22 protein-coding genes are annotated in these 24,857 nt (G+C 67.4%); 10 read left to right on the top strand and 12 right to left on the bottom strand.

From position 1 onward, the window contains the following. The first annotated feature begins 248 nt into the window (after positions 1 to 248). A complete protein-coding gene (gene rarD, locus N0B71_RS10825) occupies positions 249 to 1,136 on the top strand; it encodes an EamA family transporter RarD (RefSeq protein ID WP_259758923.1) in 888 nt (295 codons plus the stop codon). Positions 1,137 to 1,782: 646 nt separating this feature from the next. On the opposite strand, the gene N0B71_RS10820 is transcribed toward rarD, so the two are convergent. Further along, positions 1,783 to 2,301, bottom strand: a complete 519-nt coding sequence (locus N0B71_RS10820) for a glycine cleavage system protein R (RefSeq protein WP_259758922.1) — start codon at positions 2,299 to 2,301, stop codon at positions 1,783 to 1,785. A 19-nt stretch (positions 2,302 to 2,320) separates the two neighbouring features. Further along, positions 2,321 to 2,770, bottom strand: a complete 450-nt coding sequence (locus N0B71_RS10815; protein WP_259758921.1) for a GNAT family N-acetyltransferase — start codon at positions 2,768 to 2,770, stop codon at positions 2,321 to 2,323. 294 nt (positions 2,771 to 3,064) lie between these two features. Here N0B71_RS10815 and N0B71_RS10810 point away from each other — a divergent pair, with 294 nt between their 5' ends. After that, on the top strand, positions 3,065 to 5,242 hold the full coding sequence (locus N0B71_RS10810; protein ID WP_259758920.1) for a malate synthase G: 2,178 nt from the start codon (positions 3,065 to 3,067) through the stop codon (positions 5,240 to 5,242). Between the two features lie 444 nt (positions 5,243 to 5,686). Then, the gene (locus N0B71_RS10805) at positions 5,687 to 7,216 is read left to right on the top strand and encodes an NCS1 family nucleobase:cation symporter-1 (RefSeq protein ID WP_259758919.1); all 1,530 of its coding nucleotides are present in this window, start codon (positions 5,687 to 5,689) and stop codon (positions 7,214 to 7,216) included. A gap of 35 nt (positions 7,217 to 7,251) precedes the next feature. Here the strand turns inward: N0B71_RS10805 and pcaD are convergent, their stop codons facing one another. After that, positions 7,252 to 8,049 carry a 3-oxoadipate enol-lactonase gene (pcaD, locus tag N0B71_RS10800; RefSeq protein ID WP_259758918.1) on the bottom strand — a complete coding sequence of 266 codons (798 nt, stop codon included), beginning with the start codon at positions 8,047 to 8,049 and terminating at the stop codon, positions 7,252 to 7,254. 94 nt (positions 8,050 to 8,143) lie between these two features. Between pcaD and N0B71_RS10795 the strand changes: the two genes are divergently transcribed. Further along, on the top strand, positions 8,144 to 9,019 hold the full coding sequence (locus tag N0B71_RS10795; RefSeq protein ID WP_259758917.1) for a LysR family transcriptional regulator: 876 nt from the start codon (positions 8,144 to 8,146) through the stop codon (positions 9,017 to 9,019). Here the strand turns inward: N0B71_RS10795 and N0B71_RS10790 are convergent, their stop codons facing one another. Further along, positions 9,020 to 9,772, bottom strand: coding sequence for a glutathione S-transferase family protein (locus tag N0B71_RS10790; protein WP_259758916.1), 753 nt, complete (start codon positions 9,770 to 9,772; stop codon positions 9,020 to 9,022). It abuts the gene before it with no gap. A 185-nt stretch (positions 9,773 to 9,957) separates the two neighbouring features. Here N0B71_RS10790 and N0B71_RS10785 point away from each other — a divergent pair, with 185 nt between their 5' ends. The 3 genes from N0B71_RS10785 to N0B71_RS10775 all read left to right on the top strand — a co-directional run bounded on the left by N0B71_RS10785 (position 9,958) and on the right by N0B71_RS10775 (position 14,020). After that, on the top strand, positions 9,958 to 10,461 hold the full coding sequence (locus tag N0B71_RS10785) for an RNA polymerase sigma factor (protein ID WP_416782989.1): 504 nt from the start codon (positions 9,958 to 9,960) through the stop codon (positions 10,459 to 10,461). Next, positions 10,458 to 11,420, top strand: coding sequence for a FecR domain-containing protein (locus N0B71_RS10780; protein WP_259758914.1), 963 nt, complete (start codon positions 10,458 to 10,460; stop codon positions 11,418 to 11,420). Before N0B71_RS10785 ends, N0B71_RS10780 begins: the two co-directional genes overlap by 4 nt. Before the next feature lie 191 nt (positions 11,421 to 11,611). After that, entirely contained in the window at positions 11,612 to 14,020 is a 2,409-nt protein-coding gene (locus tag N0B71_RS10775; protein ID WP_259758913.1) for a TonB-dependent siderophore receptor, read from the top strand. Between the two features lie 565 nt (positions 14,021 to 14,585). Here the strand turns inward: N0B71_RS10775 and N0B71_RS10770 are convergent. After that, positions 14,586 to 15,452 (bottom strand): protein phosphatase 2C domain-containing protein, encoded by an 867-nt coding sequence (locus N0B71_RS10770; RefSeq protein WP_259758912.1) that lies wholly within the window; start codon positions 15,450 to 15,452, stop codon positions 14,586 to 14,588. An 81-nt stretch (positions 15,453 to 15,533) separates the two neighbouring features. Here N0B71_RS10770 and N0B71_RS10765 point away from each other — a divergent pair, with 81 nt between their 5' ends. Then, positions 15,534 to 16,484, top strand: coding sequence for a Vgb family protein (locus N0B71_RS10765; protein ID WP_259758911.1), 951 nt, complete (start codon positions 15,534 to 15,536; stop codon positions 16,482 to 16,484). A gap of 31 nt (positions 16,485 to 16,515) precedes the next feature. Beyond that, on the top strand, positions 16,516 to 17,139 hold the full coding sequence (locus N0B71_RS10760) for a glutathione S-transferase family protein (RefSeq protein ID WP_259758909.1): 624 nt from the start codon (positions 16,516 to 16,518) through the stop codon (positions 17,137 to 17,139). Positions 17,140 to 17,453: 314 nt separating this feature from the next. Here the strand turns inward: N0B71_RS10760 and N0B71_RS10755 are convergent, their stop codons facing one another. The 5 genes from N0B71_RS10755 to rloA2 all read right to left on the bottom strand — a co-directional run bounded on the left by N0B71_RS10755 (position 17,454) and on the right by rloA2 (position 22,560). Continuing rightward, the gene (locus tag N0B71_RS10755; protein WP_259758907.1) at positions 17,454 to 17,753 is read right to left on the bottom strand and encodes a hypothetical protein; all 300 of its coding nucleotides are present in this window, start codon (positions 17,751 to 17,753) and stop codon (positions 17,454 to 17,456) included. Between the two features lie 11 nt (positions 17,754 to 17,764). Then, positions 17,765 to 19,207, bottom strand: coding sequence for a cell envelope integrity protein CreD (gene creD, locus N0B71_RS10750; protein ID WP_259758905.1), 1,443 nt, complete (start codon positions 19,205 to 19,207; stop codon positions 17,765 to 17,767). A 646-nt stretch (positions 19,208 to 19,853) separates the two neighbouring features. After that, a complete protein-coding gene (gene creC, locus N0B71_RS10745; protein ID WP_259758903.1) occupies positions 19,854 to 21,269 on the bottom strand; it encodes a two-component system sensor histidine kinase CreC in 1,416 nt (471 codons plus the stop codon). Continuing rightward, positions 21,269 to 21,958, bottom strand: a complete 690-nt coding sequence (gene creB / locus N0B71_RS10740) for a two-component system response regulator CreB (RefSeq protein ID WP_259758901.1) — start codon at positions 21,956 to 21,958, stop codon at positions 21,269 to 21,271. Before creB ends, creC begins: the two co-directional genes overlap by 1 nt. A gap of 65 nt (positions 21,959 to 22,023) precedes the next feature. Then, complete coding sequence (gene rloA2 / locus N0B71_RS10735; protein ID WP_259758899.1) at positions 22,024 to 22,560, bottom strand: retropepsin-like aspartic peptidase RloA2; 537 nt, start codon at positions 22,558 to 22,560, stop codon at positions 22,024 to 22,026. A gap of 135 nt (positions 22,561 to 22,695) precedes the next feature. On the opposite strand from rloA2, the gene N0B71_RS10730 reads away from it, so the two are divergent. Continuing rightward, a complete protein-coding gene (locus tag N0B71_RS10730; protein ID WP_259758897.1) occupies positions 22,696 to 23,595 on the top strand; it encodes an acyltransferase in 900 nt (299 codons plus the stop codon). A 5-nt stretch (positions 23,596 to 23,600) separates the two neighbouring features. Here the strand turns inward: N0B71_RS10730 and N0B71_RS10725 are convergent, their stop codons facing one another. Both N0B71_RS10725 and N0B71_RS10720 read right to left on the bottom strand, forming a co-directional pair. Further along, entirely contained in the window at positions 23,601 to 24,161 is a 561-nt protein-coding gene (locus N0B71_RS10725) for a DUF2780 domain-containing protein (protein ID WP_259758895.1), read from the bottom strand. Positions 24,162 to 24,258: 97 nt separating this feature from the next. After that, positions 24,259 to 24,801, bottom strand: coding sequence for a DUF2780 domain-containing protein (locus N0B71_RS10720; RefSeq protein ID WP_259758893.1), 543 nt, complete (start codon positions 24,799 to 24,801; stop codon positions 24,259 to 24,261). Positions 24,802 to 24,857 lie beyond the last annotated feature (56 nt).

The raw sequence follows: 24,857 nt of genomic DNA, 5'->3' as shown, positions 1-24,857 counted from the left end.
CCCCGTTTGCTCCGCGCAGGAGCGAGGGGGACGCCATCGTTATTGCTCGCGAACCCGCCCGACTCCGACACAGCCGGGGACCCGTTCGCGAGCAAGCTCGCTCCTACAGACTCGGCCTTCTCCGTAACGGCATCGTTACGCACATTCGCCCGCACCGCCGCGACATCCACCGCGGCGGCACAGACAATCCCACCCGAGCGCCCTAGAATTGTGCAGCCACTCATTAGCTGCCTAACCAAGGATGTTCCATGGCCACCGCCAATCCCCGCCGGGGCTACGCCCTGGGCTTGACTGCCTATGTCATCTGGGGACTCTTCCCGATCTACTTCAAGCTGCTCGAACGCATCCCCGCACTGGAAATCATCACCCACCGGGCCATCTGGTCGGCGGTGTTCGGCGCCCTGCTCCTGCTGGTGTGGAAGCACCCCGGCTGGTGGCGCGAGCTGCGCGAGAACCCCAAGCGCATCGCCGTGCTCACCGCCAGCGGCCTGCTGATCGCCAGCAACTGGCTGGTGTACGTCTGGGCGGTGAACAACGGCCACATGATCGAGGCCAGCCTGGGCTACTACGTCAACCCGCTGGTCAACGTATTGCTCGGCCTGGTGATCCTGCGCGAGCGCCTGCGCCCGTTGCAGTGGCTCGCCGTCGCGCTGGCGGCGCTAGGCGTGGCGCAGCAGGTATGGCAATTGGGCAGCCTGCCCTGGGTATCGCTGGCGCTGGCGCTGACCTTCGGCTTCTACGGCCTGATCCGCAAGCAGGCACCGGTGGCCGCCCTCCCGGGGCTGGTGGTGGAGACCTGGATCCTGCTGCCGCTGGCGATCGGCTACCTCGTGCTGTTCGCCGACGGCCCCAGCGTGCATGCGGACTTCTGGACCACCAAGGACGCGATCTGGCTGGCCGCTGCCGGCCCGATCACCCTGGTGCCGCTGGTCTGCTTCAACGCCGCCGCGCGGCACCTGCCCTACGCCACGCTCGGCTTCCTCCAGTACCTGGCGCCGACCCTGGTGCTGTTGCAGGCGATCCTGCTGTTCGGCGAGCACCTGGACAGCGCGCGGCTGATCTCCTTCGGCTGCATCTGGCTGGGCCTGGTGGTGTACAGCGTGGACATCTGGTATCGCCTGTCCCGCGGCGACTGATCATTAACTGATCCACTGCCTGCACGCCTCGCCATCCGTGGCCTGCAGGCAGTCACCCGCAGTTTGTCCACAGCTCTATCCCGCGATTGCGGGGATAACGGCCGTTTCGTCCACAGGCCGCCGGCCGGCGCCGCTCTCCCTGCAGCCTGGGCCGCCCGCGCAGGGCGACTGATCAATATTCAATCAAACCAACCGAAGCCCCGCCAACTCTGGCCTGAAGAGACTTTCCCCGAGCTTTTCCACAGGCTGATCCCCGCTGAGTGTGGATGGCGCGACGTCACCCGCTCAGAAAGTGGACAACCCGCTGAAGGCCAGAGTCAGTCTGGCCTGTAGCGTTCCATCAACGGCTTCTCCACAGGCTCCTCCAGTGATTTTGTGCACAGCGCCTGTGACGCTCGGAACCTTGAATTCGCCCCGGTCAGGCTGTACAGAAAACGTCCAGATCAATCTAAGCCACGGCACCAGAAGGCTTCAGCCACTTATCAACAGAATGCCCACGGTGCGATCCCCGCTATCTGTGCACAGCGGTGATGAGGTAAGTGGATAACCGGACGAGCCTGTATCCTAGATAAAATGGGCCCTCTGTCGAACCATCAACAGAGAGCCCACAGGTTTTTCCACAAGACACGCGTTCACAGGGGAAGGATCATTCCCCGCTGTGGAAATTCAGCTCGACCATCAGGTCGTCCGCCAAAGCCTCGAGCTTCTGCTGCAGGGTGTCCAGCGGCAGGGTCAGGGGCACTGCGAGCAACGCTTCGGCATGGAACAGCGGCTCGCTGCTCATCGGCGCCGGCAGCACCTCGGTGGTCAGGCTCTCCAGGTTCACGCCGTGCTCGGCCAGTAACTGGGTGATGTCACGGACGATGCCGGGGCGATCGTTCCCTACCAGGTCGAGGTGGATCGGCTTCCAGTTGCAGGCCGGCTCGATGCCGCTTTCGGCCAGCAGCACGCGGATGCCGTGCTCGCTCAGCTCCTGCAGGCCTTCCACCAGTTCGTCATAGCCCTCGGCGGGCACCGCCACGCGGAGAATCCCGGCGAACTGTCCGGCCATGCGCGACATGCGGCTTTCCAGCCAGTTGCCGCCGTGGGCGGCGATGCATTTGGCCACGCGCTCCACCAGACCGGGCTGGTCTTGGGCGATGACGGTCAATACGAGGTGGTCCATGAGCAGTCTCCGCGAAGAGTTAGGCCGTGAGGTCCAGCCAGTAGGTGTAGAACGTGTCGTCCCGCTTGTAGCCCAGGCGGTCGTAGAGCGACTGGCCGGCGTGGTTGGTCTTCGCCGTCTCCAGCATCAGGCCGCAGGCGCCGCTGCTCTGGGCATGGGCGCGGGCGGCGTTCATCAGCGCTTCGCCATAGCCGTCGCGGCGCGCGGCGGGCAGCACGTAGAGGTCGCTGACCAGCCAGGCCGCCTGCAGCGCCAGGGACGCGAAGAACGGATACAGCTGCACGAAGCCGACCGCCAGCCCGTCGATGCTGCGGGCGATGTACACCGTGGATTCGCCGCTGCCGATGCGCGCGCCGAGGAACTCGCGGATCTTCGCGTGGGGTGCGGGCACCTCGTAGAAATCGAGGTAGCCGGAAAACAGCAGCACCAGATCGTCCAGATCGGTGGGGGTGGCAAGCGTCACGGACATGCGGGATTCTCCAACAGGGAAAACGCAGTATAGGCACGGCATGGTCAGCCGGCTGCGACGGGCTGCCACAGGTACCCGGCGCAGCAATACGTGTACAGTTTTAAGATTTATCTGGAACAATCCAGATAATATTTGCGAACATATGACCTGCTACGTGACTGATATGCGTACTTTGGTCTAACCGCGACGCTAGCCCACTGATTTTTCCCACGGCATCATGTAGTATTCCGCGGCTCGGACTACAAGGCGTTTTGCCTGTGTCCAGAGCTGGTCCTGAGCAGAGTGAGGCAAGCAATGACTGAACGCGTTCAAGTCGGTGGCCTGCAGGTCGCCAAAGTCCTTTTCGACTTCGTCAACAACGAAGCCATTCCCGGCACCGGCATTGACGCTGGCAAGTTCTGGGCAGGTGTCGAAACCGTAATCAATGACCTGGCCCCCAAGAACAAGGCCCTGCTCGCCAAGCGCGACGAGATTCAGGCGAAGATCGACGGCTGGCACCAGGCCCGCGCCGGCAAGCCGCATGACGCCGCCGCCTACAAGGCCTTCCTGCAGGAAATCGGCTACCTGCTGCCCGAGCCGGCCGACTTCCAGGCCAGCACCCAGAACGTCGACGAGGAAATCGCCCGCATGGCCGGCCCGCAGCTGGTGGTGCCGGTGATGAACGCGCGCTTCGCCCTGAACGCCGCCAACGCCCGCTGGGGCTCGCTGTACGATGCCCTCTACGGCACCGACGCGATCAGCGAAGAGAACGGCGCCGAGAAGGGCAAGGGCTACAACAAGGTCCGCGGTGACAAGGTGATCGCCTTCGCCCGCGCCTTCCTCGATGAAGCCGCCCCGCTGGAAACCGGCTCCCACGTCGACGCCACCGCCTATGTAGTGAAGAACGGCGCGCTGGCCGTGACCCTGAACAACGGCAGCGAGACCGGCCTGAAGAACGCCGCGCAGTTCCTCGCCTTCCAGGGCGAAGCCGCCAAGCCCAAGGCCGTGCTGCTCAAGCACAACGGCCTGCACTTCGAAATCCAGATCGACCCCACCAGCCCGATCGGCCAGACCGACGCCGCTGGCGTGAAAGACGTCCTGATGGAATCCGCGCTGACCACCATCATGGACTGCGAAGACTCCGTGGCCGCCGTCGATGCCGACGACAAGGTCGTGGTCTACCGCAACTGGCTCGGCCTGATGAAAGGCGACCTCGCCGAGCAGGTTTCCAAGGGCGGCACGACCTTCACCCGCACCATGAACCCGGACCGCGTCTACACCCGGGCCGATGGTTCCGAGCTGAGCCTGCACGGCCGCTCCCTGCTGTTCGTGCGTAACGTCGGCCACCTGATGACCAACCCGGCGATCCTCGACGCCCAGGGCAACGAAGTACCCGAAGGCATCCAGGACGGCCTGTTCACCAGCCTGATCGCCATTCACAACCTGAACGGCAGCGCGACCCGCAAGAACAGCCGCACCGGCAGCGTGTACATCGTCAAGCCGAAGATGCACGGCCCGGAAGAAGTCGCCTTCGCCGCCGAGATCTTCAGCCGCGTCGAGGACCTGCTGGGCCTGCCGCGCAACACGCTGAAAGTCGGCATCATGGACGAGGAGCGCCGCACCACCGTCAACCTGAAGGCCTGCATCAAGGCCGCCGCCGAGCGCGTGGTGTTCATCAACACCGGCTTCCTCGACCGCACCGGTGACGAGATCCACACCTCCATGGAAGCCGGCGCCATGGTGCGCAAGGGCGCCATGAAGACCGAGAAGTGGATCGGTTCCTACGAGAACAACAACGTCGACGTGGGCCTCGCTACCGGCCTGCAGGGCAAGGCGCAGATCGGCAAGGGCATGTGGGCCATGCCCGACCTGATGGCCGCCATGCTCGAGCAGAAGATCGCTCACCCGCTGGCCGGCGCCAACACCGCCTGGGTGCCGTCGCCGACCGCCGCCACCCTGCACGCGCTGCACTACCACAAGGTCGACGTGTTCGCCCGCCAGGCCGAGCTGGCCAAGCGCGCACCGGCGTCGGTGGACGACATCCTGACCATTCCGCTCGCCCCCAATACCAACTGGAGCGCGGAAGAGATCAAGAACGAGCTGGACAACAACGCCCAGGGCATCCTCGGCTACGTGGTCCGCTGGATCGACCAGGGCGTCGGCTGCTCCAAGGTGCCGGACATCAACGACGTCGGCCTGATGGAAGACCGCGCCACCCTGCGTATCTCCAGCCAGCTGCTGGCCAACTGGCTGCGCCACGGCGTGGTGACCCAGGAGCAGGTGCTGGAAAGCCTCAAGCGCATGGCCTCGGTGGTGGATCGCCAGAACGCCGGTGATGCCCAGTACCGCCCGATGGCGCCGAACTTCGACGACAACGTGGCCTTCCAGGCCGCGCTGGAACTGGTCCTCGAAGGCACCAAGCAGCCCAACGGCTACACCGAGCCGGTCCTGCACCGCCGCCGCCGCGAGTTCAAGGCCAAGAACGGCCTGTAAGCACGTCGCGCCGCGTTGAAGAAACCGCCCTCCGGGGCGGTTTTTTTATGTCCGCAGGAGGGGGCCCGCCCCATCGCCGACGGTGCTCATTTCCGCGCCGGATTCAACCTGTAGGAGCGCGCACGCGCGCGATCGCGGGCATGGCCCGCTCCTACAAGGATGTAGCAGAGCAAGGCGTAACGCATGTGCACAATTATTGTGTACAAAGCCCCCACCCCCGCACATCCGAGGGGCGCCACTAACTTGACTCCTAAGTCAATGATTGCAATGGAGAATTGATTTCTCGAACACCTGGACAGCCGCGCACGCCCCACCCAACAAGGGCTGCAGCAGATTCGTCGGCTTAGCGAATGGAAGCTGGCGGCAAGAGAGCTGCCGCGCTGGCACGCTTCTAGCTTTGCACACAAACCACAAAAAGCCGTGCATACAAAAGCCGAGTAGCCCATGAACTCCAGCCCTACCCACCTGTCCGGCGTTTCCCCTGTCCAACCAGCCGACAACGGCACCTGCGCGAAACCCCTCGCACCGACCCTCAGCCCGCGCCTGTACAGCGCCGACCTGGCGCCGACCAAGGCGGCCGGTCGCAGCTGGGGCCGCTACAGCCTGTTCGCACTGTGGACCAACGATGTGCACAACATCGCCAACTACTCCTTCGCCATCGGCCTCTTTGCCCTGGGCATGAGCGGCGCGCAGATACTCGCCGCCTTCGCCCTGGGCGCGCTGGTGATCTACGGCCTGATGAACCTCTCCGGCTACATGGGCCAGAAGACCGGCCTGCCCTACCCGGTGATGTGCCGCATCAGCTTCGGCATTCATGGCGCGCAGGTGCCGGCGCTGATCCGTGCGGTGATCGCCATCGCCTGGTTCGGCATCCAGACCTACCTCGCCTCGGTGGTCCTGCGCGTGCTGCTCACCGCCATCGCGCCGAGCCTGGCGGCCTATGACCAGGACGCGATCCTCGGCCTGTCGACCCTGGGCTGGATCACCTTCCTCGGCATCTGGTGCGTGCAGCTGGTCATCTTCGCCTATGGCATGGAGATGGTGCGCCGCTACGAATCCTTCGCCGGCCCGATCATCCTGGTCGCCTTCGCCAGCCTCGCCGGCTGGATGTACTGGCGCGCCGGCCTGTCGATTTCCTGGTCCAGCGGCAATGCCCCGAGCGGCTCGACCATGTGGCTGAAGGTGTTCGGCGCCGCCGCGCTGTGGGTGTCGCTGTACGGCACCATGATCCTCAACTTCTGCGACTTCACCCGCAATTGCGCGGACCGCCGCACCATCAGCGTCGGCAACTTCTGGGGGCTGCCGGTGAACATGCTGGGCTTCGCGCTGATCGCCGTGGTGCTGGCCGGCGCGCAGTTCAGCATCGACGGCAAGCTGGTGCAGAACCCCACGGAAATCGTCGCCGCCATCCCCAGCACCTTCGGCCTGGTGCTGGCCTGCCTGGCGTTCCTCATCGTCACCGTGGCGGTGAACATCATGGCCAACTTCGTCGCCCCGGCCTACGTGCTCACCAACCTCGCGCCGAACCTGCTGAACTTCCGCCGCGCCGGCCTGCTCAGCGCCACCATCGCCGTGCTGATCCTGCCCTGGCACCTGTACAACAGCCCGGCGGTGATCGTGTACTTCCTCGGCGGGCTGGGCGCACTGCTCGGCCCGCTGTACGGGATCATCGTCACCGACTACTACCTGGTGCGTCGCAGCCGGGTGAACCTCCCCGAGCTGTACAGCGAGAGCCGCGAGGCCGCCTACCACTACAGCGGCGGCGTGAACCTGCGCGCGGTGGCAGCGTTCGTCCCGGCCGCGCTGATCGCCATCGTGCTGGCCCTGGTGCCGGCGTTCGATGCGCTGTCGCAGTTCTCCTGGTTCTTCGGCGCCGGTCTCGGCGCGCTGATCCACTACACCCTGGCCGACCGCAAGCGCCCCTATGCGGACGTCTGCGGCGAGGCCATCGCGGTGGATGCCGCGCACCATTGAGCCCCACGAGGCCGCCCCCGGGCGGCCTTGTTCATTCAGGGCGCCAGCAGGAAATCCAGCACCGCGCCTTCGAATTCGCGGGGAAACTCGATGTTCGACAGGTGCACCGCCGGCAGCGTGAGCAGGCGCGCGCCGGGGATGGCCTGGGCGATCAGCTCGCTGTGACTGGCGGCGGTCACCGTATCGAACTGCCCGGCAATCACCAGCGTAGGCAGGCGGACGTCGCGCAGCGCGGTGCGCAGGTCGGTCTCCTGCACGGCGGCAAACGAACCGGCCAGCCCGTGCCGGTTGGTCGCCAGCAGCGTGGCGCGGAAGGGTTCCACCTCCGGCCGCCGCGCCTGCAGCCAGGCCGCCGGGAACCAGTTGGCGAGGAAGGTCTGCGCCGTGCCCTGCATATCCTCCGCCGCCAGCACCTCGGCGATGCGCGCATCCCACTGTTCCTGCGGCCCGAGCCAGGCGGACGTGTTCGCCAGTACCAGGCGTTCGATGCGTTGCGGTGCGTTCAGCGCCAGCCACTGGCCGACGAAGCCGCCGAGGGAAAGCCCGAGGAAATGCGCGCGCTGCACGCCGAGCGCATCCAGCAGCTCGATCACGTCCTCCGCCAGGCGCGCCAGCGGATAGCGACCGGAGGGAACGCTGGAGGCGCCGTGCCCGCGCGCGTCGTAGCGCAGCACGCGGAAATGCTCGCCGAACGCGGCGACCTGCCCGTCCCACATGTGCAGGTCGGTGCCGATGGAGTTGGACAGCACCAGCAGCGGCCCGTCGGCGGGGCCGTCCAATCGGTAGGCGATGCGGGCGTTGTCGCGGGTGGTCAGATAGCGCAGTGGGCTCATGGCGGCCTCTCCTCAGGGGAATGACGCGAGGCTAGTTGCGGCGCCGCTTCAGAGAAATTACAAAGAATGGACGATCTCTGTCAGGAACGCTGACATGCATGATTTCACCCTGCACGACCTGCAGTGCTTCGACGCCGTGGTCGAATCCGGCGGCTTCCAGGCCGCCGCCCAGCGTCTGCACCGCTCGCACCCAGCGGTGTTCGCCGCTATCGCCCGGCTGGAGCGGCAGCTCGGCTTCGAGCTGCTGGACCGCAGCGGCTACCGCGTCGCCCTGACTGCCGCTGGCGAATCCTTCCACCGCCGCGCCCAGGGCCTGCTGCGCGAACTGGGGCATCTGCGCGACCACGCCGCGCACCTGGCCGCCGGCGAGGAGAGCACATTGCGCGTCGTGCTCGGCGACTTCTGCCCGCGCCCCGCCCTGCTGGAAAAACTCGCGCGCTTCTTTGCCACGCAGCCGCACACCCGCCTGCAGCTGTATTTCGAAAGCGTCAGCGGGCCGCTGGAACGGCTGCTCGATGGCGACGTCGAGCTGATCCTGCACCGCGTGGACAAGGCCGACCCGCGACTGGAATGGCTGGACATGGGCAGCGTGGACTTCCTCCCGGTGATCGCCCCGACCCTGCTGGCGGGCAGGCGGGACATCGGCCCTGCGCAACTGCGCGCGCTCACCCAGTGCGTCATGCGCGACAGCGCCCGGCATTCGCCGCCGGTGGACTACTTCACCCTCGACGGCGCCCCGCAATGCACGGTGCCGGACCAGGCCATGAAGAAGGAACTGGTGCTGCATGGCCTGGCCTGGGGCCACCTGCCGCGCCACCTGATCGAAGAAGAATTGGCCGCCGGCCGTCTGCAGGACCTCAGCGGCCCGCAGTTGCCTGGCCGCCGCGAGGAATGGGTCGCCGCGCGCCTGCGCGACCGTGCCCACGGCCCGGTGGCGCAGCGGCTCTGGCGCTTTTTGCAGGAGGCCTGATCAGCTGCGGCTCATCGGCCCGCGCACCGGCTGTTCGCGCATCAGGCTGACGTCGCTGACCGGGGCGCCCGCGGCAATCAGCGCCTCGCGCTGCTGAAGGATGGGCGCGCGGGCGATGGCCAGCTCGAATCGATGCAGCTTCTGGAAGGCTGGCAAGGCGAAGGCGCTTTCCAGCATCGCTGCCAGTTTCGGCCAGCGCTGGGTGTCCAGCGGGTAGCGGGCGAACTGCGCATTGCGCATGAAACAGGCGACGCTGATGTCGGCAATGGACAGCTCGCCGAACAACCAGCCGCTGGCCGGTAACTGCGCCTCCAGGTACTCGAACACCGCCGGCAGGTCGTGCTGGTAGGTCTTCTCCAGCAGCGCCGCGTCCGGCTCGCGACCCCAGACGCCGCGGCCGATCACCAGCTGATCGAACAATTGCCAGATCACCACCTGGCCCATGCGGCTGTCGGCGAACTCCTCGATCCAGCGCGCACGGGCACGCTCGGCGATGTCCGCAGGGTACAACGCGGGCTGTGGATAACGTTCCTCCAGGTACTGGCAGATCACCGAGGAGTCGTTGAGCACCAGTTCGCCGTCCACCAGCACCGGCACCTGGCGCAGGGGGCTCAGGCGTTCGAACGCCTCGTTGCCGAAGAACGGCACGACGGAGTCGACGCGGTAGTCCACGCCCTTCATTTCCAGCAGCACCAGCGCCTTGCGCACGTAGGGCGAAAGGAAGGAACCGATGATCAGCACGGGGTCGGACATGGCGAGGTTTTCCGCGAAACAGGTCGCTCGAGTGTAGAACGGCCGCGAAAACCCGGCGACCGGCGGTCAAGCCGACGGGTGCCGATTGCGCGCGTGACTGCACTTTGCGATCATTTGCGAATAGTTATCGTTTTTGAACTTGATCCCATTTGGGTCATTGGGGGAGTAGCGTGTCGGCCATCCAGATGGGTAGCGGCGAACTCGTTGGCGCTTTGTATCGCGATCACCGCGACTGGCTGACTGCCTGGCTGAACCGCAGCCTGGGGTGTCCGCAGCGCGCCGAAGACCTCAGCCAGGACACCTTCGTCCGGGTGCTCGGCCGCCGCGAGCTGCCCTCCCTGCGCGAACCGCGTGCCTTCCTGGTGACGGTCGCCAAGGGCATCCTGGTGGACCACTGGCGCCGCGTGGCGCTGGAGCAGGCCTACCTCGACGCGCTGAAATGCCTGCCCGAAGCCGTGCAACCCTCCGCCGAGGAGCACTGCCTGATCCTGGCCGACCTGCGCGAGATCGACCGCCTGCTGGGCACGTTGTCCACCCGCGCGCGCAGCGCCTTCCTGCTCAATCGCCTCGACGGCCTGGGGCACGCCGAAATCGCCGAGCAACTGGGCGTTTCCGTGTCGCGCGTGCGCCAGTACATCGCCCAGGGCCTGCGCCAGTGCTACATCGCGCTGTACGGCGAGCCGACGTGAAAGGGCCGGTTTCCCTGCGGGTGCTGGACGAGGCGATCGGCTGGCAACTGCGCCTGGGCTCGGGCGAATCGCGCCCGGATGACGAAGCCGCGTTCGCCCGCTGGCACGCGGCGCACAGTGAACACGCCCGCGCCTGGAGCCAGCTGGGCATGCTCGACCGCCGCCTCGCCGGCGCCGCGCCCAAGGCCGCGCGCAACGCCCTGTTGCGCTCGCCGGGCGAGTCGCGGCGCAAGGTCCGGCGCCTGGCCGGCACCGGCTTGAGCCTGCTCCTGGTCGGCGCGCTGGCGCTGGGTATCGGCAACCGCTACCTGCCGGTGCGCTATGCCTTCGCCGACCTCGTCACCGCCACCGGCGAGCAACGCGAGCTGCGCCTGCCGGACAACACATTGTTGAAGCTGGACAGTCGCACCGCCGTCGACGTGCGCTTCGACGCCACGCAACGGCGCATCGTCCTGCTCAGCGGCGAAATCCTGGTGGAGACCGCCCATGGCGACAGCCGACCGTTCCTCGTCGAAACCGACGACGGGCGGCTGCGCGCCCTCGGCACGCGCTTTTTGGTGGAGCGCGACGACGGCGATGGCACGCGGCTGAGTGTCCTGCAATCCGCCGTGGCCGCGCGGCCCGCGCAGCTGGCGGACGAACGCGTGATCCCGCAGGGCCAGCAGGTGCGCATGCGCGCCGACGGCTTCGACGCGGTGGCGCCCAACCGCGCCGGCGCCGATGCCTGGACCCGCGGCATGCTGGTGGTGGACAACGTGCGCCTGGCCGACCTGATCGACCAACTGGCGCGCTACAGCTCCGGCTACCTGACGCTGGACCCGGCACTGGCGGACCTGCGCATCACCGGCAGCTTCCCGCTGACGAACATCGACCTGGCGCTCGGCGCACTGGAACCCACACTGCCGGTGCGCATCGAGAAGCACGGGCGGTGGTGGTCCCGCGTGGTGCCGCGCGGCTGAAACCAGATACCCCGTAGGAGCGGACTTCGTCCGCGATGGTATCCGGCGCGATGCGGGCCTATCGCGGACGGAGTCCGCTCCTACGACACGCCGGCCCCTGATGCAGGCTCAAAAATTTTTTCACCCCTGCCCTATCACTTTTCCATTCTCGTTCGGCAAGGAGGCATCGAGAACCGTAGGAGTCGTTTTCAATGCGCCGCCCGTTCGAACTGTCCCTCCGCCCCTGCCTGCTGGCCATCGCGATCCTGCTGGCCACCTCGTCGGCCATCGCCGCCGAAACCGTGCGTGACTACCAACTGCCCGCCGGCCCGTTGGCCGGTACGCTCAACCGCATTGCCGCCGAAGCCGGCATGACGCTGAGCCTGGATCCGGCGCTGGCCCAGGGCCGCAACGCACACGCCGTGCAAGGCCGCTTCGACGGCGCCGGCGCGCTGCGCCAGGCACTGCAGGGCAGCGGGCTGGAACTGGTGGAAAACGCATCGGGCAGCTTCAGCCTGCGCCCGGCACCGAGCGACACCCTGTCGATGTCCGCCACCACCATCAGCGCCACCCAGGAAGACCCGGACGGCCCGGCGGTGGGCTACCTGGCCACCCGCACCCGCGCCGGCACCAAGACCGACACCCCGCTGCTGGAAGCGCCGCGTTCCATCTCCGTCGCCACCCGCGAGCAGATGCAGGACCGCAACGTGCAGAGCCTGGACGACGCGGTGCGCTACATGCCCGGTGTGATCGCCAGCAGCTACGGCAACGACACCCGTGCCGAGTGGCTCAAGGTACGCGGCTTCGAACCGACCCAGTTCCTCGACGGCCTGCCGCTGCCAAAGGGCGCCTACGTGATGCCCAAGCTGGAAACCTGGGACCTGGAGCGCGTCGCCCTGCTGCGCGGCCCGGCCTCCTCGCTTTACGGCCAGACCCCGCCCGGCGGCCTGCTGGACATGACCAGTCGCCGCCCGGAAGCGCAGAGCAGCCATGAAGTGCAGTTGCAGGTCGGCAGCTACGAGCACAAGCAGATCGCCTTCGACAGCACCGGCAAGGTCGACGACGCCGGCAACCTGCTGTACCGCGTCAGCGGCGTGGTGCGCGACAGCAACACCCAGGTCGAACACGTCGACAACAAGCGCTACAACATCGCGCCGAGCCTGACCTGGAACGTCGACGACGACACCAAGCTGACCTTCCTCTCGCAGTTCAACCGCGACGATACCGGCATCACCAGCCAGTTCCTGCCGCTGCAGGGCACCAAGCTGTCCACCCCGGCGGGCGAGGTGCGCTACCACAAGAACCTCGGCGACCCGGACTGGGAGTTCTACGACAAGACCTACTACGCCCTGGGTTATGCCTTCGAGCACCGCATCAACGACGTCTGGCAATTCCGTCAGAACCTGCGCTACACCAAGAGCGACCTGTCGTTCCAGGGCATCACCGCCGGCGGCACCGCCACCTCGGTCAGCGACGACGGCACCCTGGCCCGTGGCGCCAACGTGGTGAACGAGGACATCAGCCAGTTCGCCATCGACAACAACCTGCAGGCCGATTTCGCCACCGGTCCGCTGCAGCACACCCTGCTGCTGGGCCTGGATCACCAGCGCGCCAATACCAACTACCAATGGCTGTACGGCACCGCGCCGACCAGCAACATCAGCAAGCCGATCTACGGCCAGGACTTCAGCAACGTCGTCTACACCGCGTACAACGACTACAACCAGAAGATGCGCGACACCGGCCTCTACGCCCAGGACCAGATCGCCCTCGACAACTGGCGCCTGACCCTCGGCGGCCGCCAGGACTGGGCGCACACCGGCTCGAAGTTCTACAACGCCGGCGGCGCCACCGATACCCGCCGCGACAGCCAGTTCAGCGGCAACGCGGCGCTCAGCTATGTGTTCGAGAATGGCGTGGCGCCCTATGTGTCCTACGCCGAGTCATTCCAGACCGAGGCCGGCGGCACCAACGGCGCGGCCTTCGAGCCGAGCACCGGCAAGCAATATGAGCTGGGCGTGAAGTACCAGCCGGTGGGCACCGACCTGATGCTCAGCGCCGCGGTCTACGACCTGACCCGCAAGAACATCGTCCTCACCGGCAGCGACTTCATCAGCCGCCCGGTAGGCGAGGCGCAGGTGCGCGGCTTCGAGCTGGAAGCGGTGGGCAACGTCACCGAGAACCTCAAGGTGACCGCCGCCTACACCTACGCCAACAGCAAGATGACCAAGGTCGCCAACCCGCTGGACAAGAACCGTCCGCTGCCGCTCACGCCGGAGAACCAGGCCTCGCTGTGGGCCGACTACACCTGGCACGACGGCCTGCTCGACGGCTTCGGCCTGGGCTTCGGTACCCGCTACGTCGGCGAGACCCACAACATCGCCATCGGTAGCATGGGCTACGTTCGCGACAAGTCCGACGGCGACACCGGTTCCTACACCCTCTACGACGCCGCGGTGCACTACGACCTCGGCCGCCTGGACAACAGCCTCGACGGCCTGAACGTCGCGCTCAATGCGAACAACGTATTCGACAAGGAATACATCTCCACCTGCGACGGCTTCTACTGCTACTACGGCGACCGTCGCAACGTGGTGGCGAGCGTCAACTACAAGTTCTGACGGCCAGCAGCTACCTGTAGGAGCGCGCCATGCGCGCGGTCGCGGGCATGGCCCGCTCCTACAGGAGCAAGCCGCTCCGTTGTTTCAGGAGCGTAGGAGCGGACTCTGTCCGCGATTGGCCCGCCTCGCGCCGGATACCATCGCGGACGAAGTCCGCTCCTACACAATGGCCGCCGCTCAGCTCGTAGGGCGCATAACGCGCCAGCGTTATCCGCCAACACAACGGCGGATAACCTGTTCCAGGTTATGCGCCCTACGCTCCTCCTACGGCGACCGTCGCAACGTGGTGGCACAGGTTCTGACGCCCAGTAGATACCTGTAGGAGCGCCGGGGGGGGGGGGGGCGGCGGGGGGGGGGGGGGGCGCGGGGGGGGGGGGGGGGGGGGGGGCGGGCCCCGCCCCCCCCCCGCCCCCCCCCGGGGGGGGCGGGCCCCCCCCCCCCCCCCCCCCCCCCCCCCCGCTCCTACAGTGGAGCAGCCCGCTCCGGTGTTTCAGGGGCGTAGGAGCGAACTCCGTCCGCGATAGGCCGGCATCGCGCCGGATGCCATCGCGGACGGAGTCCGCTCCTACGCAACGCCCACCTTCACCTCTCCCCACACCACGCTCGCGTCGTCATGGATCTTCAGGCGCGGATAGGCCAGCGCCTGGTCGTCGGCGCCTTCCAGCGCGCGCAGTTCGTCGATCAATGCTTCCACCCCGCGCTCGGGCAGGGCCGCGAACAGCGCATCCAGGTCGTAGCGGCGGAAGTCCAGCAGCCGGTCGAAACCATCGCTCACCAGCATGAAGGCCCTCAGCCCCGCCGCGTCGAGCACCCGGCGCTGCACATGGGGAATCCAGCGTTCGCTCGGGTCGAGGCACCAGTAGCCTTCCGGCGTATTGGCCAGTGCGCGGTTGCGCCGGACCCATTCGCGGCTGGCTTGCCAAAGTTGCGCATGGCTCCAGTCCGGGTTCGCCTCGCGCAGCGCCAGCAGGCGTTGCACCGATTGGCGATCGATCTCTTCCAGCGGCGTATCGCCGAAGCTCTCCACGCGGCCGTCGTCCCAGGCCAGGTGGATGGAGGTGTCGCACAGGTTGAGCAGCTCCAGCGAACCATCGCCCAGCACGCGCAGCAGGCTCAGGCACGCGGTGGGCAGGTTGAGATCCAGGCTCACCGCCACGCCGGAGTCGCGCTGGAAATCAGAGGCAATGCCCGCCTGCAATTGCGCCAGCAGATCGTCCGTGGGCCGATGCGGCTGCTCCTCCAGCAACCGCTGCAGGTGCGCATTGGCGCTCTGCGCCAGCCAGCGCGCATCGCTGTCGTCGCCCACCAGGCCGCGTCCGAGGCTGGTCGCGCCATCGAGCACCCAGGCCGCCTGCGCGGTGTAGCCGATGGCATCGTCGTTCACCGGCGAACCCTGGCGGCAGGCAGCCCCCCGTACGGAAATCGTCGTCACAAGCGGTTCTCCTTCATTTCGTCGGCCACACTGACCGGCGTACAGTCTCATCACCGTCCGGACTCTGCCAAGGAGAGCCCCATGCTTCGCGCCCTGCCCCTGCTGCTCGCCGGCCTGCTGCTGGCCACCGGCGCCGCTGCCGCCCAGGTGAAATACTTCGATCTGCCCAAGGGCTCCGGCCCCCACGACGTAGCGCCCACCGAGGACGGCAAGGTCTGGTACACCGCGCAGAAGCTCGGCGTGCTTGGCCGGCTCGACCCGCAGACCGGGCAGACCGAGCAGGTCAGCCTGGGCAAGGGCTCCAGCCCCCACGGCGTGATCGCCGACGGCAACGGCGACGCCTGGATCACCGACAGCGGCCAGAACGCCATCGTCCATGTGGACGCCCAGCGCCTGGGCGTGGAAGTCATCGCGCTGCCCAAGGAAGCGGCCAACGCCAACCTCAATACTGCGGTATTCGATGACGACGGCGTGCTGTGGTTCACCGGGCAGAACGGTTTCTACGGCCGCTACGATCCGGAGAGTCGCGACCTGAAGGTGTGGGCGGCGCCGCGCGGCAAGGGGCCGTACGGCATCGCCGTGGCACCGGACGGCGGCATCTGGTACGCCTCCCTGGCGGGCAACTACATCGGCCAGGTCGACGGCATCGCAGGCAGCGCCACCGCCGTCGATGCCCCCAGCAAGGACGCCGGGCCGCGCCGCCTCTGGGCCGACTCCGTGGGGCGCTTGTGGGTCAGCCAGTGGAGCGCCGGCAGCCTCGCGCGCCTGGACCCCAGCGACAACCAGTGGAAAACCTGGAAGCTGCCGGGCGATCATCCGCAGCCCTATGCGCTGTATGTCGATGCCATGGACCAGGTATGGCTGAGCGACTTCGCCAGCAATGCGCTGCTGCGCTTCGACCCGCAGAGCGAGCAGTTCACCGCCTTCCCCAGCGACCACGACCACGCCAACGTCCGCCAGCTGGCGGGCCGGCCCGGCGAGGTGTGGGGGGCCGAATCCGGCACCGACCGCCTGGTGCTGATCCACGATTGAACCCAAGACCGAACCCCAGGAGTTGCTGTCGATGAGTACCCGTCCCGTCCTGTTCCACGCCGCCGCTTCGCCCTTCGTGCGCAAGGTCATGGTCCTGCTGCACGAGACCGGCCAGGTCGACGGCGTGGAGCTGTACGCCGCCGTCCACACCCCTATCGCGCCGGACGCCGGCGTGCTGCACGACAACCCCGCCGGCAAGATTCCCGCCCTGCGCCTGACCGACGGCCAGACCCTGCACGACAGCCGGGTGATCCTCGACTACCTCGACCAGCAGCACGACGGCGAGCCGCTGATTCCCCGCGACGGCGCGGCGCGCTGGCGGCGCCTCACCCTGGCCTCGCTGGCCGACGCGGTGCTCGATGCCGCCGTGCTGATCCGCTACGAAACCGCCATGCGCCCGGCGGAAAAGCACTGGGACCAATGGCTGGACAACCAGCAGTTGAAGATCACCCGCACCCTCGCCTACTTCGACGGCCCGGCCCATGCCGAGCTGGCCGGGCGCTTCGACATCGCCGCCATCGGCGTGGCCTGCGCCCTGGGCTACCTGGACTTCCGCCAACCCCACTGGGATTGGCGCGCCGACTACCCGCAGCTGGCGACATGGTTCGCCGAGGTCAGCCAGCGGCCGTCGATGCAGGCCACGGTTCCGGCCTGAATCATCGATGGGTATCGCTGCGCTCCACCCATCCTACGCCGAGCACGCCTGAGGTCGCGCCGGCTGCTGCCAGACCTGCCAGCCGGCACCGCCCAGCTCACTCTCCCTCTGAGCGGGGCGCGCCGCCAGGATTGGGGTGAGGGGGACAGCCCCGCGCCAGAAGCCGCGGGGCGCCTCCGACCGCCGCACCACTCCGCGCTGGAATCGCTCATCGCGCACCGGGCGCCGCTCCGGCCCTTGCTCGAACAACCCGGCAATCCGCCGCGCCAGCCGCCGCCCCAGTTCGCGCTCCTCGCGCAATCCGCGCCAGGCACTCATGACGGCTTGCCCAGCTGGTAGATCGGCAGCGCCAGCAACAGGCCGAGCTGCGCCACGCCCATGCACATCTCCAGGAAGGAGCGGACATGGGGGTTGTGCGCCGCGTCCTCGACGCCGGTGAGCTGCGTCCACAGCTCGCCCGGCAGCAGCAACGCCAGGTGCGCCAGCGGCTTGCCGGTGGCGACCAGCAGGGCGATCCAGTCGAAGCGGCCGAGCAGCATCAGCACCGGCAGGCACAGGCCGCTGAGCAGCAGGCCGACGAACAGGCTCAGGGAAAAACGCATCAGGTTCGGCATCTCCAGTCTCCTCAGCGCTGCACGCGCACCTCGTCCAGGGAAAACTCCAGGTCATCGCCACGGGGCTTGCCGATGCCGTACCAGTCCAGGCGACGGGTCAGCACCATCACGCCGCCGAGCACGCCGAACAGCAGCAGCGAGCCCATCAGCAAGGCGTAGTCCTCGGCACTGAGCAGCGCGTAGAGCATCCCGTAGAGCCCGGCCAGGCCCAGGCTGAAACCGGCGCCGCGCCACAGGCTGCGCAGCACGTGGCAGAGGTAGAAGCCGATCAGCCCGACGCAGGCGCCCGCGGACAGCAGGTACGCCAGTTCGAAGCCGACATGCTCGCTAAGCGACAGCAGCAGCAGGTAGAACAGCGCCAGCGCCATGCCCACCAGGGCGTACTGGATGGGGTGCACCGCCAGGCGCTTGAGCACTTCGAAGAGGAAGAAGCCGGCGAAGGTGAGGACGATGAACAGCAGCGCGTACTTCACCGCCCGGTCGGTCTTCAGGTACTGGTCCACCGGGTCCACCAGCGCCACGCCGAAGCGGTGCTGGCCGAACTCGTTGCACTGCGCGGAACTGGCGCCGGCGGTATCCGGATCGACCGCGTCGACCGCACGGGCCACGTCGGCCTGGGCCGGCGCGGTGCAGGCGCGCAGCTGGTCCTCCAGGTTGGTGGCGAAGAAGCTGGTGCGCCAGCGCGCACTGAAGCCGGCGTCGCTGATGCTGCGTTCGGTGGGCAGGAACTCGCCGCCGAAGCTGGGGTGCGGCCAGTCCGACACCAGGTTGACCTGGCTGTCGCGCCCCACCGGGGTGATGTCCAGACGGCTGCTGCCCAGCAGCGAGAGCTCGAAGGCGTAGTCGAAGCGCTGCTCGCGGTCGCTGGCCTTGAACGGCAGCACCGCGTGCACGCCATTGCCGAGGAACCGGCTCTGGGTGCCCGGCTGGAAGTCGCGCAGCTCGTCACCGACCTTCAGCTTGGGCGCGTTCTCGATGCCGCGCACATCGCTGATCCCCACGGCCAGCAGCGGGTCGTCGAAGCGGTAGCTGTCCAGGTCGCTGGTGATGCCGTAGTGGGCCGGCAGCACGAAGCTGCCGCTGACCTGGCCATCGACATGGTACAGGCGCGCCTCGTAGATGCCGCGGTGGCGCAGCTCGGTGCGCATCTGTCCGTCGAGGCTGAAGACCTCCGGCAGGAAGTACAGCCGCCCGCGCACCTCGCGCTCCTGCAGCACGCGCTGCTGGCTCGTCTTGTCCAGGCGCCAGCTGCGGATCGTGCGGGTGTAGGGCACCACCACCAGCGGGCCGGTGAGCTGCTGGCTGTAGCTGGCGCTGCGGGCGATGTCCTGCAGGACCTCGTCGCGGTAGTTCTGTCGCTCGTCGACGAGGCCGTCGATCATCAGCAGGGGGATGAGCAAGAGGATGATCAACAGCGCGATGGCGCCGAGCTTGAGGCCGAGGTGGCGATTCATCGAAGGCTTCTCCGTGGTTGGACGACGGAGCAAGCCTGCGCCCCTCGCGTGGGGGCGCTTGGGCGGGAATGTGGAGACTGTGTGGGATTTGTGTGGCGTTTGATGGCTGTAAGAGCGTATGCGTCCGCGAGCCGGCGGTGACCTACCGCGAACAACGTCCGCCACCAGGTCGTTCGACGTTCCAATCGGCCCTCACTCTAACCCTCTCCCGGAGGGAGAGGGAACCGTTCGGCGCAGGATGAAAATATGGCGTCAGCCGGCACGGCCTGCCCCCTCTCCCTCCGTGAGAGGGCTGGGGTGAGGGGAAGCGCGGGGCACTGCACGTGCCGGAAAAGACAGCTGCTTCTACGCAAGAAGCAGCACACCCGCCGCGCCACCCGCAACTCACCGCCATGCGGCACCGCCACCTCGGCGAGGCTTTTCGTAGGAGCGAGCTTGCTCGCGAACCGATTCCGCAGCGGGGATTGTTCGCGAGCAAGCTCGCTCCTACAACGGCAAGAGCAGGCTTGCGCGAACGCCGCCCGCCACGTTCTCCACCCGCAGCTCACCGCCATGCAATGCCGCCACCTCGGCGACGCTTTTCGTAGGAGCGAGCTTGCTCGCGAACCAACTCCGTAGCTGGGGCTGTTCGCGAGCAAGCTCGCTCCTACAACGGCAAACGCAGGCTTGCGCGAACACCGCCCGCGACGTTCTCCACCCGCAACTCACCGCCATGCAGCGCTGCCACTTCGGCGACGAAATTCAGGCCAAGCCCGGTGCTCTTGCGTCCACTGACCGGCCGCGGCAGCGAGTAGAAACGCTCGGTCAGGCGCGGCAGGGCGAACGCCGGGATGGCGTCGCCCTCGTTGAACACCTCGACCCGCCAGCCGTTGCCATCGGGCTGTGCGTCGAAGCGGATCAGCCCGCCGGCCGGGGTGAAATCCAGCGCGTTGTCCAGCAAGTTGCCCAGCGCCTGGCGCAGCAGGAAGCGCTCGCCCACCACGCTCGCCTGGGGCGCAATGGCATTCTCCAGACGCACGCTCTGCACCCGCGCCAGACGTTCGTCGACCAGTTGGTCCGCCAGTTCATGCAGGGCCACCGGCACCGGCTCCTCCAGCCCCTGGCGCTGTTCCACCTGGGCGAGATTGAGCAGCCGTTCGATCAGTTGCTGCAGGCGCTCGCTCTCCCCGGCGATGTTGCCGACGAAGCGCGCGCGCTGCTCGGCGGGCATCTCGCCTTCGAGCAGTTCCGCCGCGCCGCGGATCGCCGCCAGCGGGCTCTTCAGTTCGTGGGTCAGGGTATGCACGTAGCGTTCGACGTAGTCCTTGCCCTCCAGCTGCACACGCATGCGCTCCACCGCCCCGGCCAGCTGCGCCATCTCGCCGCCCCGGTAGCGTGGCAACTCGGCGCGGCGGCCTTCGCTGACGGCCTGGGCGTAGCGGGTCAGGCGATCCAGCGAGCGGCTCAACCACCACGACAGCCCCGCCCCCACCAGCAGACCGAGCACGATCAGCCCGGCGCCGAGCCAGGCCAGGCGCCGCTGCGAGCGGTCGATGTAGGGCTGCAGGGTGCGGTTGGGCTTGGACACCGAGACCACGCCGATGATCTTCTCGCCATCGCGGATCGGCGCGGCGACGTACATCACCGAGGATTCCGGGTCGTCCGCCGACTCGCGGCTGGAGCGGGCACCGTACTGGCCCCTGAGCGTCCGGTAGACGTCGTTCCAGCGCGAATAGTCCTGGCCCACGGCCTGGCCGAGGGAATCCAGCAGGACGATGCCACGCGCGTCGGTGACGTAGATGCGGTGGTTCACCGCGGTCTTGTTCACGCCCCAGATGTCCGCCTGCGGACTGCGCGCGCCATAGGCGCGGAGCATGGCGGGCAGCTGGCTCTGGTCGAGGGTGCCGCGCTTCACGTCGGCCTGGAGGATTTCGGCCAGCAGGTTGGCGGTATCCACCAGCGTCTCTTCGCTGGACTGGCGCACGCCGGGGCGGATCTCGTCCATCACCGTGCGCAGCACGAACCAGCCGGTCAGCCCGACGAAGAAGAAGTAGACCAGGAAGATCCGCAGCGACAGACGCATCAGCGCTTGTCCGGCGCGTAGCTGTAGCCCAGGCCGCGGTGGGTCTGGATCGGTTCGGCAGCCGGGGCGACCTGGCGCAGCTTGGCGCGCAGGCTCTTGATGTGGCTGTCGACGTTGCGCTCGTAGCCGGCATCGGCGGCGACGCCCAGGGCGTCGAGCAACTGCTCGCGGCTGAACACCCGCTCGGGGCGCGCCAGCAGCGTTTGCAGCAGGCGGAATTCGTGACGGGTCAGGGCCAGCGCGTGGCCGTGGTAGCGGATCTGGACGCGCTCTTCATCCACCTCGAACGGGCCGTTGCCGGCGGAAGCCTGCGCCGCGACGTCGCGCGGGGCGGTGCGCTTGAGGATGGCCTTGACCCGTGCGGCGACCTCGCGCGGGCTGAAAGGCTTGACCACGTAGTCGTCGGCGCCGATCTCCAGGCCCACCACACGGTCGATTTCGGCGTTGCGCGCGGTGAGGAAGATCACCGGCACCTCGGAGAAGCGCCGCAGTTGCTTGCAGGCCTCGAAACCACTGATGTCGGGCAGGCCGACGTCGAGGATGACCAGGTCGAAGGGTTCGCGCTGCAAGCGCTCCAGGGCGAGGCCGGCGAGGTTCAGCCAGGTGGCCTGAAAACCTTCGGCCTGCAGCGCGTAGAGCAGCGTGTCGGCGATGGCGGCTTCATCTTCGACGATGAGGATATGGGGCATGGGATTCCGATTCCCGGGACAATCCCGGAAGGGTCCATCATGCCCCGCGCCGCGTCAATCGAGGATCAGGAGCAGTCCGGCTTGCCGGCGACGAAGCGCTCGCCCGCGTCGACCGCGACGTGGAACTTGCGCAGGCCCTTGGCGCCCATGAGGAACGGGTAGTTGAAGTGGCTGCGGTCGGTGAGGTTGACCTCGATGGTGCGCTGGTCGCCGCCTAGGCAGACCGGCAGCTCGATCACCGGGCGCTGGCTGAGGCCGGGGCTGGCTTCTTCCTCGTCGTCCTCGCCGGCGCCTTCGGAGCGGTTCTTGATCTTGGAGATGCGTGCGAGCTTGTGCTCGTACACCGAGTCGCCGCCGTCCTTGGTGGCCAGCTTGAAGCGCACCCAGTCCTCGCCGTCGCGCTGGAAGATCTGGATGTCCTTGGCCGACAGCGAGGAGGTGTAGGCGCCGGTGTCCATCTTGGCCTGCAGGGTCTGGTCGAGTTCGGGCAGGCTGACCCATTCGTAGCGGCCGTAGGTTTTGGTGTCGCCGGCCTGTGCCAGGCCGGGCAGGGCCGCTGCGCCAAGGGTGAGCAGCGAAAGCAGAGCGAGGGCGCGTTTCACGCGGAATCTCCGGGGGTGGAATACGTCGCATAGGACTAGCACGGCAGCCATTGGTTCGCCATATCCCCGCCGCTTGGGCCGGAACCATTGTCTGCGTATCATGACCGCGCCACCGTCGCACAAGGAATGTAATCCATGCGGGCACGCCCCCTGCAAACGCTGGCCGGTGTCATCGCCAGCCTCCTGCTGTTGCTCAACACCCTCATCCTGATCGGGCCGATGATGCTGATCGCCCTGCTCAAGCTGGTGGTCCCCGGCCAGACCGCGAAGGACGCCTGCTCGCGCGGGGTGATGTGGATCGCCGAGACCTGGGCGGAGATCGACAAGGCCATCTTCGCCCTGATGACCCCGACCGTCTGGGACATCCGCGGCGGCGCGCAACTACGCGGCGACACCTCCTACCTGGTGATCAGCAACCACCAGTCCTGGGTCGACATCCCCGCGCTGGTGCAGGCCTTCAATCGCAAGACGCCGTATTTCAAGTTCTTCCTCAAGAAGGAGCTGATCTGGGTGCCCTTCCTCGGCCTGGCCTTCTGGGCGCTCGACTACCCCTTCATGAAGCGCTACAGCAAGGCGTTCCTGGAGAAGCACCCGGAGCTCAAGGGCAAGGACCTGGAAATCACCAAGGCCGCCTGCGAGAAGTTCAAGCGCATGCCGGTGACCGTGGTGAACTACCTCGAAGGCACGCGCTTCACCCCGGCCAAGCAGGCCCAGCAGCAGTCGCCCTACCAGAACCTGCTGCGGCCCAAGGCCGGCGGCGTGGCCTTCGTGCTGGCCGCCCTGGGCGAGCAGCTCGATACCCTGCTGGACGTCACCCTGGTCTACCCCAAGGGCCCGCGCCCGGGCTTCTGGGACCTGCTGTGCGGGCGCGTGCCGCGGGTGATCGTCGACATCCAGGCACGGGAAATCGACCCCGCGCTGTGGCAGGGCGACTACGAGAACGACGCGGAATTCCGCCAGTACGTGCAGAACTGGGTGTCGCGGTTGTGGGAGCAGAAGGACGCGCGCATCGAGCAGCTGCGCCAGGAGTTCTGACGCGCCTACGCGCCCCGCCCGGCGACCGGCGCAGCCGGCGTCAGCGGGGCCTTGGGCGTGCCCCAGAGTCCGCCGAGCGTGCCCAGCAACTGGTTGCTCAGGCCCTGCTCGGTGAAGTAGTCGAGGATCACCCCGGCGAAGCGGCCGATCATCGACTGGTCCATGCCCAGCACGCCGAAGATCTGGTCGACGTCCTGCAGGTTGTTGATCCCGCCCAGCAGCGCCGCGGCGTTGCCCAGCCCACCGAAACCGCCCAGCGCCCCGCCCAGGTCGCCCAGCGAACTGTTGCCGGCGAGCTGGTCGAGGTTCGGCAGGGATTTCTGCAACTGCGCGGTGTCGGTGTCCTTCAGGCTGTTCATCGCCATGGCCAGCAGGGCGCCCGTCCCGCCGATGGCCTGCTGCTCGCTCACCCCCAGCTGCCGCGTCAGGTTGCCCAGCAACACGTTGGCCGCTGGCGGCACCTCCTGCGTCTGCCCGACGGGCTCGCTGGTGTCGGTGAAGGTGGCGGCGAACACGGGGGAGATGGCCAGGCAGGCGGCCAGGAAGACGACGGAACGGGTGGGCATCGACGGCTCCGGAAAGCGGTTGTCCGGCCCCAGGGCAGAGCCGGATCGTCGATAGGACCGGGGCGCGGTGCGGCGGTTCCGCACCGCCCGGCGGATATCAGGCGCCGCTGCCCCAGAGGCTGCCCAGGGTGCCGAGCAGGTTGCTGTTCAGGCCCTGCTTGCCGAGGTAATCGAGCAGCACGCTGGAGAATTTGCCGGTCATGCCCTGGTCCATGCCCAGCGCGCCGAAGGCCTGGTTCACGTCGCCCATGCTGCTGACGTTGCCCAGCAGGCCGCTTGCGGCGCCGCCGCCGAGATTGCCGAGCTGCCCGCCCAGACCGCCCAGGGCGTTGCTGCCGGTGAGCTTGTCGAGGCCGGGAACGGTCTTCGCCAATTGTGAGTAATCGGCGGTGCTCAGCTTGTTCTTCGCCAGGCCCAGCAGTGCGCCGGTGCCGCCGAGCGCCTGTTCGTCGCTGACGCCGAGCTGGCCGGTGAGGGCATCGAGCAGGCCGCTGGTCTGCGGCGTGGAGGCGACGCGGGAGGTGTCGTTGCCGGTCGCGCCGGACACCGCCTTGGCGGCATCGCCCAGGTTGAAGGCAAATGCGGAGGAAGCCGCCAGCAGGGCGGCCAGTGCGAGGGTGACGCGGGGTTTGACGGACATCGCTGGCTCCAAGGGAATACCGGACGCCATATCGACCGGGCGCCGGGTGGGTTGTT

The sequence above is a fragment of the Pseudomonas sp. GCEP-101 genome (assembly GCF_025133575.1).
Taxonomy (GTDB): Bacteria; Pseudomonadota; Gammaproteobacteria; order Pseudomonadales; family Pseudomonadaceae; genus Pseudomonas; species Pseudomonas nitroreducens_B.
Note: the sequence above shows the minus strand (reverse complement) of the source record. Positions and strands in the feature narration are given on the sequence as shown.

Excerpts from the sequence above, each read along its gene's own strand:
- rarD (WP_259758923.1), top strand. The coding sequence starts at position 249 with ATGGCCACCGCCAATCCCCGCCGGGGCTACGCCCTGGGCTTGACTGCC.
- N0B71_RS10820 (WP_259758922.1), bottom strand. The coding sequence starts at position 2,301 with ATGGACCACCTCGTATTGACCGTCATCGCCCAAGACCAGCCCGGTCTG.
- N0B71_RS10815 (WP_259758921.1), bottom strand. The coding sequence starts at position 2,770 with ATGTCCGTGACGCTTGCCACCCCCACCGATCTGGACGATCTGGTGCTG.
- N0B71_RS10810 (WP_259758920.1), top strand. The coding sequence starts at position 3,065 with ATGACTGAACGCGTTCAAGTCGGTGGCCTGCAGGTCGCCAAAGTCCTT.
- N0B71_RS10805 (WP_259758919.1), top strand. The coding sequence starts at position 5,687 with ATGAACTCCAGCCCTACCCACCTGTCCGGCGTTTCCCCTGTCCAACCA.
- pcaD (WP_259758918.1), bottom strand. The coding sequence starts at position 8,049 with ATGAGCCCACTGCGCTATCTGACCACCCGCGACAACGCCCGCATCGCC.
- N0B71_RS10795 (WP_259758917.1), top strand. The coding sequence starts at position 8,144 with ATGCATGATTTCACCCTGCACGACCTGCAGTGCTTCGACGCCGTGGTC.
- N0B71_RS10790 (WP_259758916.1), bottom strand. The coding sequence starts at position 9,772 with ATGTCCGACCCCGTGCTGATCATCGGTTCCTTCCTTTCGCCCTACGTG.
- N0B71_RS10785 (WP_416782989.1), top strand. The coding sequence starts at position 9,958 with ATGGGTAGCGGCGAACTCGTTGGCGCTTTGTATCGCGATCACCGCGAC.
- N0B71_RS10775 (WP_259758913.1), top strand. The coding sequence starts at position 11,612 with ATGCGCCGCCCGTTCGAACTGTCCCTCCGCCCCTGCCTGCTGGCCATC.
- N0B71_RS10765 (WP_259758911.1), top strand. The coding sequence starts at position 15,534 with ATGCTTCGCGCCCTGCCCCTGCTGCTCGCCGGCCTGCTGCTGGCCACC.
- N0B71_RS10760 (WP_259758909.1), top strand. The coding sequence starts at position 16,516 with ATGAGTACCCGTCCCGTCCTGTTCCACGCCGCCGCTTCGCCCTTCGTG.
- N0B71_RS10755 (WP_259758907.1), bottom strand. The coding sequence starts at position 17,753 with ATGCCGAACCTGATGCGTTTTTCCCTGAGCCTGTTCGTCGGCCTGCTG.
- creD (WP_259758905.1), bottom strand. The coding sequence starts at position 19,207 with ATGAATCGCCACCTCGGCCTCAAGCTCGGCGCCATCGCGCTGTTGATC.
- creC (WP_259758903.1), bottom strand. The coding sequence starts at position 21,269 with ATGCGTCTGTCGCTGCGGATCTTCCTGGTCTACTTCTTCTTCGTCGGG.
- creB (WP_259758901.1), bottom strand. The coding sequence starts at position 21,958 with ATGCCCCATATCCTCATCGTCGAAGATGAAGCCGCCATCGCCGACACG.
- N0B71_RS10730 (WP_259758897.1), top strand. The coding sequence starts at position 22,696 with ATGCGGGCACGCCCCCTGCAAACGCTGGCCGGTGTCATCGCCAGCCTC.
- N0B71_RS10725 (WP_259758895.1), bottom strand. The coding sequence starts at position 24,161 with ATGCCCACCCGTTCCGTCGTCTTCCTGGCCGCCTGCCTGGCCATCTCC.
- N0B71_RS10720 (WP_259758893.1), bottom strand. The coding sequence starts at position 24,801 with ATGTCCGTCAAACCCCGCGTCACCCTCGCACTGGCCGCCCTGCTGGCG.